The organism is Flavobacterium ichthyis (assembly GCF_009915155.1).
Taxonomy (GTDB): Bacteria; Bacteroidota; Bacteroidia; order Flavobacteriales; family Flavobacteriaceae; genus Flavobacterium; species Flavobacterium ichthyis.
In genome coordinates, this window is record NZ_JAABLM010000006.1 from 60004 (window position 1) to 75011 (window position 15008).

At 39.1% G+C, this 15008-nt stretch carries 13 protein-coding genes; 5 read left to right on the forward strand and 8 right to left on the reverse strand.

From position 1 onward, the window contains the following. The first annotated feature begins 29 nt into the window (after positions 1-29). A complete protein-coding gene (locus GV828_RS06145; protein ID WP_166536607.1) occupies positions 30-905 on the forward strand; it encodes a diacylglycerol/lipid kinase family protein in 876 nt (291 codons plus the stop codon). 176 nt (positions 906-1081) lie between these two features. Here GV828_RS06145 and GV828_RS06150 read toward each other — a convergent pair whose 3' ends face one another. Next, positions 1082-2608, reverse strand: a complete 1527-nt coding sequence (locus tag GV828_RS06150; RefSeq protein WP_166536608.1) for a GH3 auxin-responsive promoter family protein — start codon at positions 2606-2608, stop codon at positions 1082-1084. Positions 2609-2807: 199 nt separating this feature from the next. Between GV828_RS06150 and GV828_RS06155 the strand changes: the two genes are divergently transcribed. From GV828_RS06155 to GV828_RS06165, 3 genes are read left to right on the forward strand one after another with little or no spacing between them, the layout of a single operon-like run. After that, positions 2808-3290 carry an acetyl-CoA carboxylase biotin carboxyl carrier protein subunit gene (locus GV828_RS06155; protein WP_166536609.1) on the forward strand — a complete coding sequence of 161 codons (483 nt, stop codon included), beginning with the start codon at positions 2808-2810 and terminating at the stop codon, positions 3288-3290. A gap of 4 nt (positions 3291-3294) precedes the next feature. Beyond that, on the forward strand, positions 3295-4746 hold the full coding sequence (gene accC, locus GV828_RS06160; RefSeq protein ID WP_166536610.1) for an acetyl-CoA carboxylase biotin carboxylase subunit: 1452 nt from the start codon (positions 3295-3297) through the stop codon (positions 4744-4746). Beyond that, positions 4736-6277, forward strand: coding sequence for an acyl-CoA carboxylase subunit beta (locus GV828_RS06165; RefSeq protein WP_166536611.1), 1542 nt, complete (start codon positions 4736-4738; stop codon positions 6275-6277). Before accC ends, GV828_RS06165 begins: the two co-directional genes overlap by 11 nt. 20 nt (positions 6278-6297) lie before the next feature. Here GV828_RS06165 and queG read toward each other — a convergent pair whose 3' ends face one another. The 3 genes from queG to GV828_RS06180 all read right to left on the reverse strand — a co-directional run bounded on the left by queG (position 6298) and on the right by GV828_RS06180 (position 8779). Continuing rightward, positions 6298-7221: a tRNA epoxyqueuosine(34) reductase QueG gene (queG, locus tag GV828_RS06170; RefSeq protein ID WP_166536612.1), complete on the reverse strand. Its 924-nt coding sequence runs from the start codon at positions 7219-7221 to the stop codon at positions 6298-6300. Positions 7222-7413: 192 nt separating this feature from the next. Continuing rightward, a complete protein-coding gene (ruvB, locus tag GV828_RS06175; protein WP_166536613.1) occupies positions 7414-8436 on the reverse strand; it encodes a Holliday junction branch migration DNA helicase RuvB in 1023 nt (340 codons plus the stop codon). A gap of 31 nt (positions 8437-8467) precedes the next feature. Continuing rightward, positions 8468-8779, reverse strand: a complete 312-nt coding sequence (locus tag GV828_RS06180; protein ID WP_166536614.1) for a GNAT family N-acetyltransferase — start codon at positions 8777-8779, stop codon at positions 8468-8470. A 119-nt stretch (positions 8780-8898) separates the two neighbouring features. Between GV828_RS06180 and GV828_RS06185 the strand changes: the two genes are divergently transcribed. Further along, a complete protein-coding gene (locus GV828_RS06185) occupies positions 8899-9633 on the forward strand; it encodes a YqjF family protein (protein ID WP_166536615.1) in 735 nt (244 codons plus the stop codon). Positions 9634-9866: 233 nt separating this feature from the next. On the opposite strand, the gene GV828_RS06190 is transcribed toward GV828_RS06185, so the two are convergent. The 4 genes from GV828_RS06190 to GV828_RS06205 are packed head-to-tail and all read right to left on the reverse strand — an operon-like array spanning position 9867 to position 15003. After that, positions 9867-11672 (reverse strand): cytochrome c oxidase subunit I, encoded by a 1806-nt coding sequence (locus GV828_RS06190; protein ID WP_166536616.1) that lies wholly within the window; start codon positions 11670-11672, stop codon positions 9867-9869. 35 nt (positions 11673-11707) lie between these two features. After that, entirely contained in the window at positions 11708-12874 is a 1167-nt protein-coding gene (locus tag GV828_RS06195; RefSeq protein WP_166536617.1) for a cytochrome c oxidase subunit II, read from the reverse strand. A 19-nt stretch (positions 12875-12893) separates the two neighbouring features. Next, positions 12894-14429, reverse strand: coding sequence for a quinol:cytochrome C oxidoreductase (locus tag GV828_RS06200; protein ID WP_166536618.1), 1536 nt, complete (start codon positions 14427-14429; stop codon positions 12894-12896). A 28-nt stretch (positions 14430-14457) separates the two neighbouring features. Further along, positions 14458-15003, reverse strand: coding sequence for a c-type cytochrome (locus GV828_RS06205; RefSeq protein WP_166536619.1), 546 nt, complete (start codon positions 15001-15003; stop codon positions 14458-14460). Between the last annotated feature and the right edge of the window lie 5 nt (positions 15004-15008).

The following is a 15008-nucleotide window of genomic DNA, read 5'->3' on the forward strand; positions in this document are numbered from 1 at the left end:
TTTACAAAAATCGTCGCAAATTAAAAAGTATGAAACCGAATAAAACCGTTTTGTTAGTGGTAAACCCAATTTCGGGTGATGAAGATAAAGCCGAATTAATCGAGGCTGTCAGCGATTTTGCCGCTTCAAAAAATATTGATTTGGAAGTGTATGAAACTACCGGAGATGATGACGACCAAAACATTTTGGAACTACAAAAAAAAGTAAACGCCGAACGAGTTTTAGTGGCGGGAGGCGACGGCACGATAAAAATGGTGGCCGAAGCTTTGCATGATTCAGATATAATTATAGGAATTTTACCCGCAGGTTCGGCAAACGGTTTGGCAGTAGATTTGGATTTGCCCGATGATATGCAGGAAAATATTAGAATTGCCATGGAAAATGATGCCATGGAAATGGACATGGTGTGCATCAACGGTAAAAAAAGTTTGCATTTGAGCGACATTGGTCTAAATGCCGAATTGGTGAAAAATTACGAAAACAGTTCTATTCGCGGGAAATTAGGCTATGCTTTGCAAGCGATTACCACTTTAGCGGAAAGAAATGGTCCGTTTTTGGCAAAAATTTCCGCCAATGATGAAACCATTGAAACCGAAGCACGGATGATTGTGATTGCCAATTCGCAAAAATACGGAACCGGAGTGGTTATCAATCCTGACGGGAAAATGAACGACGGAAATTTTGAAATTGTAATTTTGAAAAATTTGGATATTGTGGTTTTCACCAAAATTTTAGCCGGAAATATTCCGGTGGAAAGTGGGGATGTCAAAATTATTTCTACCCAAAATGCCTTTATCGAAACCAATCGGCCGGTGAGTTTTCAGGTGGATGGCGAATATTGCGAAGAAGTTTCCAAACTCGATATTTCTATTCTAAAAAATCAAATGAAAGTGGCATTGCCGTAAAATGAAAATCCCATCAACGCGATGGGATTTTTTGTATCTGATTTTTCTGTGGTGTTGCAAATTCTTTTCGGGCCACAACTAAACCTTTTCGGTCCGCAAGACACCAAAGAAAATAAAAATACGATTGCTAAAAAATAGCGTAATTTGTTCATTTTTAAAAATTTACAACCATAACGCTACAATGTTGCCGAATATTGCATGGCTTTCAGTTCTTCTAAATAACTTCTTTGGTTAGACAATCTCGGAATTTTGTGTTGTCCGCCTAATTTGTCATTTTCCTTAAGCCAGTCGTAAAATAAATTTTTTCGGGAAACATTTAAAACCAACAAGTTAAGGGTCATGTTGTTGTGTCTTTTCGCTTCATAATCCGAATTTAAAGCTTGCAAATTTTTGTCTAATAATTCCCGAAATGCTTCAATATCTTCCGGATCGTGCTTAAACTCAATCATCCATTCGTGAGCGCCTTTTTCTTTTCCTTCCATAAAAACCGGGGCAACGGTGTAATCCATCACCTCACAATTCAAGGTTTTGCAGGTTTTGGCAATCGCACGATCGGTATTTTCCACCATTAATTCTTCGCCAAAAACATTAATATGGTGTTTGGTTCTGCCGCTTACGCGAATTCTAAACGGATTCAACGAAGTAAATCTTACGGTATCACCAATCATGTAACGCCACAAACCAGCATTTGTCGTGATCACGACCGCATAATTTTTATTGATTTCCACTTCGGAAAGTCGCACGATTTTTTGTTCCGGAGTTCCAAAGGTGTCCATCGGAATAAATTCGTAAAAAATGCCGTAGTCTAACATCAGCAGCAAATCGCTGGAATCATTCAAATCCTGAATGGCAAAAAATCCTTCGGAAGCATTGTAAATTTCATAATACTGAAAATCTTTGCTCGGAATAATTTTGTTATATTGAGTGCGATAGGGCTCAAAACTCACGCCTCCGTGAAAATAAACTTCGAGATTAGGCCAAATTTCCAACAAATTTTCTTTTCCGGTGGCTTCTAAAGTTTTGTTCATCAAAACCAACATCCACGATGGAACGCCTGCAAAACTCGTCACATTTTCCTGAATCGTTTCTTTAATAATCGCCGGAATTTTAGTTTCCCATTCACTCATCAACGAAACTTTGTTGCTTGGCGTAGAACTAAATTCTGCCCAAATTGGCATATTGTCAATCAATATTGCCGAAAGGTCTCCAAAAAAAGTATTGTTGTCTTCATACAATTGTTTGCTTCCGCCGAGACGTAAACTTTTTCCAGTAAAAAGTTGGGATTCTTCGTTGTTGTTCAAATACAAACTCAGCAAATCTTTACTGGCTTTGTAATGGCAATTTTCCAAAGCTTCGCTACTAACCGGAATAAATTTACTCTTCGCATTTGTCGTGCCGCTAGATTTGGCAAACCATTTAATTGGCGTATGCCAAAAAACATTTTGTTCGCCTAAACGGGTTCTTTCAATCATGGGTTCCAAATCTTCATAGGTAGAAATGGGAACGCGATTGCTAAATTCATTGTAAGATTTTATTGACGAAAAGCCGTAATTTTTACCAACAAAAGTATTTTCGGCTGATTTAATTAAGCTTAGTAACAATTCTTCTTGAACTTCGTTCGGGTATTTTAAAAACAATTCTATTTGATGGATTCTTTTTTTTAAAATCCAACTTGCTAATGAATTGATAATTGGTATCGCCATTTTTATCAGTTAAGTTAAGTTCGTTAGAAACAATTATGATTTAAGATTGTCTAACTTATCAAAAATAATCAAAAGATTTTACAAGACAATAATAAAAAAGCTGAAGACATTAGGCAAAAAAGCCAAAAAACTTCTTATGAAAAATCATCTCACTTAGTTCATTAAATTTTGGTATATTTACGTTCATAAGCCTAAAAATATGAAGTCAAATTTTAATGTTATAGTAAATAATCGCGAATTTACCAGTATAGATTTAGAACAGGAAACTATTGTTTTAAACGATCTTGGAAATAATCGATTTCACGTTATCAAGGATTATAAAAACTACTCAATTCAAATCACCAAAGCTAATTATTCTAGCAAATCCTATACAGTAGAAGTAAACGCAAACCAATATGAAGTGGCGTTGCACAGTCCACTTGATCAACTCATTGCGCAAATGGGATTCACCCTAGGCGGTAAAAAAGAAATCAATTCCATCAACGCACCAATGCCAGGAATGATATTGGAAATTGCTGTTCGAGTAGGGCAGGAAGTGGGGTTAAACGAGCCTTTGCTAATCCTTGAGGCGATGAAAATGGAAAACAGCTTCCATTCTCCACGTGCAGGAATTATTAAATCTATTGCGGTAAAGATAGGAGATGCAGTAGAAAAAGGCCAATTATTAATTGAATTTGAATAGCTGTATGAAAAAAATAGTCATCGCCAATCGAGGTGAAATTGCACTTCGAATTATGAAAACGGCTCGCAAAATGGGCATTAAAACCGTGGCAGTATATTCGGATGCTGATAGGAACGCACCTCATGTACATTTTGCCGACGAAGCCTTCCATATTGGAGAATCGCTCTCGAGCCAATCGTATTTGGTCGGCGAAAAAATTATTAAAGTAGCGCAAACTGCCAATGCCGAGGCCATTCATCCAGGATATGGATTCTTAAGTGAAAATGCAGCTTTCGCGGAAAAAGTTACACAATCAGGATTAATTTTCATCGGACCAAAGCCACACGCTATTCGGGTGATGGGAAGCAAATTAGCAGCCAAGGAAGCTGTAAAAAAATATAATATTCCAATGGTTCCAGGTATAGACGAAGCCATTGAAGATGTGGAAAAAGCCAAAGAAATTGCAACAGAAATTGGCTATCCCATCCTCATCAAAGCTTCTGCTGGAGGCGGTGGAAAAGGCATGAGAATTGTGGAAAAAGCTGAAAACCTCGAGTCGCAAATGAACCGTGCCATCAGCGAAGCCATATCTGCTTTTGGAGACGGTTCGGTTTTTATTGAAAAATACGTTGCCTCTCCACGACACATCGAAATTCAAGTAATGGCCGACGGTCATGGCAATATTGTGCATCTGTTCGAACGGGAATGTAGCATTCAAAGACGACATCAAAAAGTGGTGGAAGAGGCACCTTCTTCCGTCTTAACGCCCGAAATCAGAAAACAAATGGGAGAAGCTGCTGTAAAAGTGGCGCGTTCATGTAATTATTTAGGAGCCGGAACTGTAGAATTTTTGTTGGATGAAAAACTCAATTTCTACTTTTTGGAAATGAACACCCGTTTGCAAGTGGAACATCCGGTAACCGAACTTATCACAGGTTTAGATTTGGTGGAACTGCAGATTAAAATTGCTCGAGGCGAAAAATTACCATTCGGCCAAGAAGATTTAAAAATAAAAGGTCATGCGATAGAATTACGGGTGTATGCCGAAGATCCGCTGGATGATTTTCTTCCAAGTGTGGGAAAATTAGAAAACTACCAACCGCCAAAAGGCGAAAGAATTAGAGTGGACGATGGTTTCCGCGAGGGAATGGAGGTTCCAATTCATTATGATCCAATGCTTTCCAAGCTAATCACGTACGGTAAAAATAGGGAAGAAGCCATTGCATTAATGACACATGCAATCAACAATTACAAAGTGCGAGGAGTACAAACAACACTTCCTTTCGGGAAATTTGTCATGGAGCACGAAGCCTTTCAGTCAGGGAATTTTGATACACATTTTGTGAAATTACATTATAATGCAAATGAACTGAAAAAAGAGCAGGACAATGAAGCACAAATTGCAGCATTCATCGCCTTACAACAATATGTAAAAGACCAACAACAATTACGTTTGCCAAATACTCATGAAAGATAAAATTAAAGTTTTAGAAGATAAAATTGCGTTGGCTCATCAAGCTGGTGGAACCAATCGATTGGCCAAACAACATGACAAAAAGAAACTCTCAGCCCGTGAGCGGGTAGAATATTTACTAGACGATGGTTCATTTGAAGAAATCGGAATGTTGGTCACACACCGAACAACTGACTTCGGAATGGAAAAGGAAAAATACTATGGCGATGGTGTCATCACGGGGTACGGAACCATAAATGGTCGAGCGGTTTACATCTTCGCCCAAGACTTCACCGTGTTTGGAGGAGCGCTTTCGGAAACCCATGCCGAAAAAATTTGTAAAGTGATGGACATGGCGCTTAAAACCGGAACTCCGATGATTGGTTTAAACGATTCTGGTGGTGCGAGAATTCAAGAAGGCGTGCGATCTTTGGGTGGTTATGCCGATATTTTTTATAGAAATGTGCAAGCGTCCGGTGTGATTCCGCAAATTTCTGCCATTATGGGGCCTTGTGCCGGTGGCGCGGTTTATTCGCCAGCGATGACAGATTTTACCATGATGGTCGAACACAGCAGTTATATGTTTGTTACAGGACCAAATGTGGTGAAAACGGTGACCAACGAAACCGTTACTTCGGAAGAATTAGGAGGAGCTCATACGCATTCGTCTAAATCAGGAGTGGCGCATATCACTTCTACAAACGATGTGGAATGTCTGGAAGATTTAAAACATTTATTAAGTTATCTGCCACAAAATAATACTGAAAAAGCGCCTCATTTGCCATTTGATTTTGGCGATGAAATTCGAGAACAACTGTCCAATGTTATTCCTGAAAATGCCAGTAAACCTTATGATATGCACGACGTGATTAAAGGGATTATTGATGAAGATTCGTTTTACGAAATCCACAAAGAATTTGCCGAAAATATCATTGTAGGTTTTGCCCGTTTGGGCGGTCGAAGCATTGGCATTATTGCCAATCAGCCTTTGTATTTGGCCGGAGTTTTGGATGTGAATAGTTCCGTGAAAGCGGCGCGTTTTACAAGATTTTGTGATTGCTTCAATATTCCGTTGTTAGTGTTGGTCGATGTTCCGGGATTTCTTCCGGGAACCGATCAGGAATGGAACGGCATCATTGTTCACGGTGCGAAATTGTTGTATGCTTTAAGTGAAGCAACGGTTCCGAGAGTCACAGTAATTACCAGAAAAGCGTACGGTGGTGCTTATGATGTAATGAATTCCAAACATATTGGTGCCGATATGAATTTTGCGTGGCCAACCGCCGAAATTGCAGTGATGGGTGCCAAAGGTGCCAGTGAAATTATTTTCAAAAAAGAAATTGCCCAAGCCGAAAATCCGCAAGCGAAATTATTGGAAAAAGAAGCCCAATATGCCGATAAATTTGCCAACCCTTATCGTGCTGCCGAACGCGGTTTTATAGACGAAGTGATTTTGCCAAAAGACACACGACGCAAATTGATTAAAGCTTTTAGTATATTAGAAAACAAAAAAGTGGTGCCGCCGAAAAGGAAACACGGAAACATTCCTTTGTAACGAAGGCATTTTTGTGAAGGTTATTTTAAAAAATTGATATTCCGTTGCAATCCGGCAAATTTGGTTCTTTTTACAGCAGAATTTTTAAAAACAGCCCGAAAAGTTTCTTCGGTGATTTCTTCCCAATCTTTTTTGGAGTATTTCAAAAGATTTTCGTTGGGTTGCAACAAAGGTTCATTGTGCGGTTTTGAGAAACGATTCCACGGACAAACATCTTGGCAAACATCGCAACCAAACATCCAATCGTCAAATTGTCCTTTTACCTCTTGCGGAATATTTTCTTTCAATTCGATGGTAAAATACGAAATGCACTTGCTGCCGTCCACCACGTAAGGCGAGACGATGGCTTGTGTGGGACAAGCATCGATACATTTGGTGCAAGAACCGCAATGATCCGTTGTGGGATTGTCGTATTCGAGGTCTAGATCAACGATGAGTTCGGCAATAAAAAAAAAAGAACCTACTTGTTTGCTCAACAAATTAGCATTTTTTCCTATCCAACCCAAACCGCTTTTGGCAGCCCAAGCTTTGTCTAAAACAGGAGCCGAATCTACAAAGGCACGACCGGAAACATCGCCGATATTTTCCTGAATGGAATAAAGTAACTCTTTTAATTTTTCTTTGATGACGTAATGATAATCTTGTCCGTAAGCGTATTTTGAAATTTTGTACGAATCTGGATTTTGCTGTTCGTGCGGGAAATAATTTAACAGCAACGAAATCACGCTTTTAGAATCTTCCAATAAAAGAGTCGGGTCGAGGCGTTTGTCAAAATGATTTTCCATATACGACATTTCGCCGTGGTGATTTTGCTTGAGCCAATTTTCCAATCGTGGCGCTTCTTCTTCTAAAAATCCGGCTTTGGAAATGCCACAGGAAATAAACCCAAGCCGTTTGGCTTCGGATTTGATGAAACTCGTATTTTTTGTCTTGCTCTCTATCATGCGTCTTTTCTTGCAGTTTGCCCTAGCCCTGATTGCAGCGGAAAGCCCGGAGTTTTAAAAATTTTATTTTTTGCTGCTGCAAAAGAGCGACTCCCGACACTTCGGGAGAAGCTCCTTTTGTGGCTTGCAAAATTAATTTTTAAAACGAGGACTTGTAGCGAAAAGCAGGATTAGCTTCTAAAAAATCTTAAATCAAAAAAGTTCTCCTTGGTTGAAACCTTTTATTTTTCCAAGGTGCTTGTATGCCTTTTCGGTGACTTCTCGGCCCCGAGGTGTTCTGATAATAAAACCTTCTTGAATTAAAAACGGCTCATAAACTTCTTCGATGGTTTCGCCACTTTCGGAAACGGCGGTTGCTAATGTGGAAAGCCCAACGGGACCACCTTTGAATTTGTCGATGATGGTGTTGAGAATTTTATTGTCCATTTCGTCGAGTCCGTGAGCATCTACGTGAAGCGCACGAAGTGAAAATTTGGCGATTTCGATGTCGATTTTTCCGTTTCCTTTGATTTGGGCAAAATCCCGTACGCGACGTAAAAGCGCGTTGGCAATCCTTGGTGTTCCGCGGCTTCGACCCGCAATTTCAATTGCGGCTTCCATAGTGATGGGCATTTTTAAAATTTCGGAGCTTCGCTGAACGATGGTGGTCAACAATTCGGTAGTGTAATATTGCAGGCGACTTTGGATTCCGAAACGGGCTCGCATTGGAGCCGTTAACAATCCCGAACGTGTGGTCGCGCCAACTAAGGTGAATGGGTTGAGGTTGATTTGTACGGTTCTGGCGTTTGGTCCGGATTCTATCATGATGTCGATTTTAAAATCTTCCATGGCAGAATACAAGTATTCCTCAACAATGGGACTCAAACGGTGAATTTCGTCAATGAAAAGCACATCGCGTTCGTCGAGATTGGTGAGCAATCCTGCTAAATCTCCGGGTTTGTCTAAAACCGGACCGCTGGTAATTTTGATGCCAACCCCTAATTCGTTTGCTAAAATATTGGCCAAAGTCGTTTTTCCCAATCCAGGAGGTCCGTGAAAAAGGGTGTGATCGAGAGCTTCGTTTCGATAATTGGCGGCTTGCACAAAAACCTGAAGATTTTCGAGTACTTGGGCTTGACCTGTAAAATCGTCAAAGGAGAGCGGTCTCAACTTTTTTTCAAGGTCTAATTCTTCCGGATTGTAACCTTCGTTTGTGGGATCTAAATTGGCATTCATTTGGCAAAGATAAGGAAACTTGGGTGTTTTTTTAACCGATGTTGTACCCGTTCGCTAATATAGATTTCCATTCCGGATGGCGTTTTACATAAGCGGCGACAAATGGACAAAGTGGTGCTAATTTGTAATTATTTTCTTTTAAAAATTCGAGTGTTTTAACCACCAAGCTGCTACCAACGCCTTTGCCTTCTAATTCTGTGGGAACTTCGGTATGGGTGAGGAACATAATATTTTCGTTGTTGACAATGTATTCGATAAACGAGATGTGGTTGTCCATTTTTAATTCAAATCGTTTTTTTTCTTCGTTTTGAAGTAATTGCGTTTCGGGAAATTTATCTGCCATAGTTTCTTTTGTTGGTTGATGACAGAAAGATAGGAATTTTTGGGAATGATTGTTATCTTTATTTAGGTGTTTTTTTGATTTTTTGTCAAAAGCTGGAAAAATTTTAAAGTTTTAATTTTATGAAAATAAAGCAAATTTTACAACAATCCGATCACAGACCTTGGGAAATACCGCAGTCGCCTTGGCGTTTTTATCAGGAATGGAATGACGCTATTTTTTTGCATTGGGAAGTGGAATTGGAAGCGTTGCAAAAATTTGTTCCGAAGGAATTAGAAATTGATTTATTTGAAGGAAAAGCCTGGGTTTCAGTGGTGGCGTTTGCGATGGAGGAAATTCGGCCGCGGTTTTTGCCGGCTTTTGGGGCGGTTTCTAATTTTTTTGAAATCAATATCCGAACGTATGTGAAAAGAAAAAACAAAACGGGTGTTTATTTTTTGAGTATGGAAGGCGGGAAGGACATTTCGTGTAGGGTTGCCAAATTTATTTCGGAGTTACCGTATCGGTTTTCGAAAATTGAACGGACGATGGAATATTATCGGTCGAGCAATAAGGTGTTCAAAGATCGTTTGGACATAAAATTTAAAGTAGGGGAAACGGTTGAAAAAACACCTTTGGATATTTGGCTAACGGAAAGATATGCCTTGTTTCAAGATGCCGGAAATTATATTAATGAATATGAAATTCACCACCAAGAATGGCCATTGAAAGAAGCGGTTATTGAAAATTTAGAATTGCATTATCCACGTTTTGAAAAGTTGTTTGGCTCAAAACCGAATTTATGTGGTTATTCGCCCGGAGTGAAAGTTGTGGCTTGGGGAAAGAAAAAAATCGGGAAGGATTTGTGGCATTTGTGATTTCCTAAAGTTTAATCCCGAAGCTGTCGGAAGCCTCAAGTATTCTCTTACCCCCGATAGCAGCAACTATCCTTTTGTGTAGCGTAGCGGAGCAAAAGATAGTGCGGATAGCGGGAACATGGATTATTAAAATGCCTGATGTATTGGTCTTAAAAAAAAAATTATGATTGTTGATATACGACTTATGATATAGCCAAAAAAAACCCGATTCTTGTGGAACCGGGTTTTGTGTTTTATGAGTGGTGAAGTTCTTCTTCGCCTTCGCGCATTGGAACTGTTTGTGGCACGAAATCTTCTTCGAAGCCTGGTTTGCTGTAGTCGTAAGGCCAACGGTGTACTTCTGGGATTTCTCCTGGCCAGTTTCCGTGGATGTGTTCTACTGGTGTAGTCCACTCTAATGTGTTAGATTTCCAAGGATTTTGGGTTGCTTTTGCTCCAAAGAAAATGCTGTGGAAAAAGTTCCAAAGGAAAACCAATTGGAAAGCGCCACCAATTAAGGCAAACATGGTGATCAATACGTTTACGTTTTGTAAATCGTCGAACAACGGGAATGCGGTGTTGGTGTAGTAACGACGTGGTAATCCTGCCATTCCGATGAAGTGCATTGGGAAAAATACGCCGTAAGCACAGATTGCTGTTACCCAAAAGTGGATGTATCCTAGATTTTTGTTTAACATTCTTCCGAACATTTTAGGGAACCAATGGTAGATTCCGGCAAACATTCCGTAGAGTGCCGAGATACCCATTACTAAGTGGAAGTGAGCGACTACGAAATAAGTGTCGTGAACGTTAATGTCGAGTGTACTGTCTCCCAAAATGATTCCGGTTAAACCTCCAGTGATGAAGGTAGAAACCAATCCGATGGAGAATAACATTGCAGGGTTCATTTGCAGGTTTCCTTTCCACAACGTGGTGATGTAGTTGAAGGCTTTTACTGCAGATGGAATTGCAATTAATAGTGTTGTAAAGGTAAATACCGAACCAAGGAATGGGTTCATTCCTGAGATGAACATGTGGTGACCCCAAACGATGGTTGATAAAAATGCGATAGCAAGGATTGAAGCAATCATGGCACGATAACCGAAAATTGGTTTACGAGCGTTGGTTGCGATAATTTCTGATGTGATTCCTAAAGCTGGTAATAATACGATGTACACTTCAGGGTGACCTAAGAACCAGAATAGGTGTTCGAATAATACTGGTGAACCACCTTGGTAATGTAATACTTCTCCTGCAATATAAATGTCTGAAAGGTAAAACGATGTTCCGAAACTTCTATCAAAAATTAATAATAACGCAGCTGAAAGCAATACAGGGAATGATACGATACCAATTACTGCTGTGATGAAAAATGCCCAGATGGTTAAAGGCATTCTTGTCATCGACATTCCTTTAGTTCTTAAATTGATTACGGTAACTACGTAATTAAGTGATCCCATTAATGATGAAGCGATGAATATTGCCATGGAAACTAACCAAAGTGTCATACCTGCTCCAGAACCTGGAATGGCTTGAGGCAATGCGGAAAGTGGCGGATAAATTGTCCATCCTGCAGATGCCGGACCTGATTCTACAAATAAAGAAATTACCATGATGACACTCGAAAGGAAGAATAACCAATAAGAGATCATGTTCATGAAACCAGAAGCCATATCTCGAGCTCCAATTTGTAATGGAATTAATAAGTTACTAAAAGTTCCACTTAATCCTGCCGTTAATACGAAGAAAACCATGATGGTTCCGTGAATGGTAACTAATGCAAGGTATGCGTCGTTTTTCATGACACCATCAGGAGCCATTTTATCACCAAGGAAAAACTTGAAAACACCGAAAGATTCTTCCGGCCAAGCCAACTGCATTCTGAAAAGCAATGACATTCCCACACCAATGATTCCCATGATGATACCTGTAATTAGGTATTGTTTGGCGATCATTTTGTGATCCAAGCTAAAGATGTACTTTGTGATAAAAGTATCTTTGTGGTGGTGTTCGTGTTCGTGATCGTGTGCGTGATCCATATCGTGAGCTACTGCTGACATATATTCTGGTTTAAATTTTATTTAAATACTACTAATTAACGTGCCGTTGGGATGGTTGGTACTCCAGTTGCTGCATGAGCTGAATCTTTAATTGGAGCAGTAGGACCTACAACTTCAGTTTCTTCCGGAGCATTTTCTGCTTTCACAGCAGATACTAAAGTTGGTTGTTCTTTCATCCAAGCATTAAAATCTTTCTCGTCTTCCACTACAATTTTCATTTGCATATTGTAGTGTGAAGCGCCACAAATTTTATTACATAGCAACAAGAAATCAAACGTATAAGGATCTAAAGCCGTTTCACCTTTAGCGATTAATTCTTGGCTTTTTTTCGCTCTTAATTCGTTAATATGTGCTACTTTTTCTACAATATCCGGATGTTGGCGCATTTCGGAAGTTGTTTTAGTAGGAGTGAAGGCAAATTGCGTCACCATACCTGGAACACAGTTCATTTGTGCACGGAAATGCGGCATGTAAGCAGAGTGCAATACATCTTGCGAACGCATTTTGAATAAGATTTTTTTACCTTTCGGCAAATGTAACTCGTTTGTAACACGATCGTCTTGCGCATTTGGATCCGTTACGTCAACACCTGTAGTATTTACTCCTTTGATGTAACGAACGTTTGCTTTTCCAAGAACGTTGTCTTCACCAGAATATCTTGCTTCCCACGAGAATTGTTTTGCGTAAAGCTCTACTACAATTACATCTTCGTCTTCATCCACAAACATAATGTTCGTCCAAGCGTATAATCCATATAGAATTAAACCTGCTAAAACGATTACTGGAATAATGGTCCAGATAAATTCTAATTTGTCATTATCAGCAAAATATAAAGCTTTTTGCCCTTGTTTTCCTCTGTATTTGAAAGAAAAATAGTGTAGTAATGCTTGTGTAATGATTTGTACAATGAAAATTAAAATCATTGAAATCCACATGAGGTTATCTACATCAGTTCCATGTTCAGAAGCTGGATTGCTCATTAACGGAAGGTGTCCGAATTTGGCAACACAATAAATCATTGTGATGTAAATGAACACTAAGAATCCGAACATTAAATAACCATTAACATTATTATCTTTATCATTAGCGATTTGCGAATTGTCGCGCAAACCTCCAACTTGAGTTAAGTCGAAAATTTTAGTCAACTGCCAAACTGCGACAGCCAATAAAACTAAAACTACAATTACCAACAAACTTGTCATCTGTTTTTACCTTTAAATATTAATAATGAAAATGTTTACTTTCTTCAATGAATGGGTTGTTTTTAGGAACCAATGGCGATTTTGTAAGAGCCGTGAAAATTACTAAGATAAACAATCCTAAGAAGAATAAAATTGAGCCGATTTCTGCGATACCAATAAACCACCGGTCTCCAACGGTTGCTGGCATAATCATGTTGTAGAAATCTAAGTAGTGACCACAAAGGATTACAATTCCCGCCATTACTACAATCCAAGTTAAGCGTTTGAAATCTGTATTGATTAAAATTAAAACAGGGAATAAGAAGTTCATGGCTACCATTCCGAAGAAAGGCAAGTTGTATTGCTCAATTCTGGTAATGAAGTAAGTTACCTCTTCCGGAATATCTGCATACCAGATTAGCATAAATTGTGAAAACCAAAGGTAAGTCCAGAAAACTGAAATACCGAACATGAATTTTGCCAAATCGTGAATGTGGCTAGTATTTACATATTCTAAATAACCTCGGGATTTTAGGTACAGCGTTACCATTGCGATAACAGTAATTCCACTTACAAAGAAACTTGCAAATACATACCAAGCGAATAATGTACTGAACCAGTGTGGATCAACGGACATAATCCAGTCCCAAGACATGATTGACTCAGTTACAATGAAAAATACTAAAAATCCAGCTGAAATTTTGAAATTCTTTTTATAGAACGCATTGTCTGAAGCTTCGTCTTGTGCCAAACAATTTTTTCTTGAGAAATAACGATACAAGTTCCATCCGATGATGAAAACAGCTGCTCTGATTAACCAGAACCATTCGTTTAAATATCCTGATTTATTTGCAATCAATTTGTCATATTTTGGGCTTGTTGGGTCTAACAACTCGTGATCCATCCAGACAAATAAATGGTGAACATGGAAAGCTCCCAATGCCAATAAAATAAATACAATAATCGAACCTACTGGTAAATAAGCTGTTATGCCTTGCATCACACGGAATAAAACCGGAGACCATCCTGCTTGTGCCACTTGTTGAATAGCGTAAAAAGCTAAAACTCCAAGTGAAATCAACATAAAAAATAAGCCGGCAACGTAAACAGCAGCCCATGGTTTATTTTGTAATTGGTGCAAAACGTGCTCTAAATGTTTTTCATGTGAAGCGTGATCATCATGACCAGCAGCATCATGGTGATGTGCAGCTGCTGTAACAGCGTGAGTTTCGTGTTCTTTTTCTGCAACTGTTGCAGAATCGCTAACGTGAACAACTGAATCTGTATGGGCTTCTGCAACGGCATGCGCTTCAGCAGTAGGTTCTGCGTGAGGTGCATTTGTAGTGTCGTGAGTAGCTTCTGCGTGTGCATGAGCTTTTTCTGAAGTTGTTGAAGCGTGTGCATCTGCGTGATGAGCATCACCGTGTCCGTGATGTGCTTCAGCTTCTTTTTTCAGAATTTGTTCAACTTCCGCAATATCTTTTGGTGCAGTTAAAAAACCGTATCCTATCCCAAGAATTCCTAAGACCATCAGGATAAACGAAAACGTTTTTAATTTGCTGGAAAATGTGTACATATCTATTAAGATCAGTTTGTTCTACAATTTATAATTCACTTTTAAGTTTCATCACGTAGGCCGCAACCATCCAACGCTCTTCTTGAGATAATTGGTTAGCGTGAGATCCCATTGCGTTTAAACCATAAGTTTCAACGTGGAAAACACTACCTTCAGTGATTACTCTATCGGCATAACTTGGTACTCCAAGGAATTTTTCTCTTTTTACAAGATTTCCTTTACCGTCTCCTTTTTCACCGTGGCAAATAGCACAGTAAATTCCGTAAAGTTGTGCTCCTTTATCGCTATTTCTTTGAATAGAATCTAATGGAGATTGTAGGCTGGCTTTTGCCGCTTCGTAACCTTCGGTTGTATTTGGGTATTCGTAAGGCTCAAATCCTCTTGGAATAGATCCTTGTGCAGGCAATTGTCCTTCTTTTCCTCCTTTAAAAGCAGCAGATTCTGAATAAGTTTCATAACCCACTGATTCGTACATGTTTGGAAAATATTGGTAGTTTGGCTTTTTCTTATTTTGGCAAGAAACAGCAGCAACCGCAATCCCTACTAAAAGTGTTATTTTATATAAACCTTTCATATTCC

Bases quoted from the DNA above. Each gene is read 5' to 3' on its own strand.
- GV828_RS06145 (WP_166536607.1), top strand. From the start codon at position 30: ATGAAACCGAATAAAACCGTTTTGTTAGTGGTAAACCCAATTTCGGGT.
- GV828_RS06150 (WP_166536608.1), bottom strand. From the start codon at position 2,608: ATGGCGATACCAATTATCAATTCATTAGCAAGTTGGATTTTAAAAAAA.
- GV828_RS06155 (WP_166536609.1), top strand. From the start codon at position 2,808: ATGAAGTCAAATTTTAATGTTATAGTAAATAATCGCGAATTTACCAGT.
- accC (WP_166536610.1), top strand. From the start codon at position 3,295: ATGAAAAAAATAGTCATCGCCAATCGAGGTGAAATTGCACTTCGAATT.
- GV828_RS06165 (WP_166536611.1), top strand. From the start codon at position 4,736: ATGAAAGATAAAATTAAAGTTTTAGAAGATAAAATTGCGTTGGCTCAT.
- queG (WP_166536612.1), bottom strand. From the start codon at position 7,221: ATGATAGAGAGCAAGACAAAAAATACGAGTTTCATCAAATCCGAAGCC.
- ruvB (WP_166536613.1), bottom strand. From the start codon at position 8,436: ATGAATGCCAATTTAGATCCCACAAACGAAGGTTACAATCCGGAAGAA.
- GV828_RS06180 (WP_166536614.1), bottom strand. From the start codon at position 8,779: ATGGCAGATAAATTTCCCGAAACGCAATTACTTCAAAACGAAGAAAAA.
- GV828_RS06185 (WP_166536615.1), top strand. From the start codon at position 8,899: ATGAAAATAAAGCAAATTTTACAACAATCCGATCACAGACCTTGGGAA.
- GV828_RS06190 (WP_166536616.1), bottom strand. From the start codon at position 11,672: ATGTCAGCAGTAGCTCACGATATGGATCACGCACACGATCACGAACAC.
- GV828_RS06195 (WP_166536617.1), bottom strand. From the start codon at position 12,874: ATGACAAGTTTGTTGGTAATTGTAGTTTTAGTTTTATTGGCTGTCGCA.
- GV828_RS06200 (WP_166536618.1), bottom strand. From the start codon at position 14,429: ATGTACACATTTTCCAGCAAATTAAAAACGTTTTCGTTTATCCTGATG.
- GV828_RS06205 (WP_166536619.1), bottom strand. From the start codon at position 15,003: ATGAAAGGTTTATATAAAATAACACTTTTAGTAGGGATTGCGGTTGCT.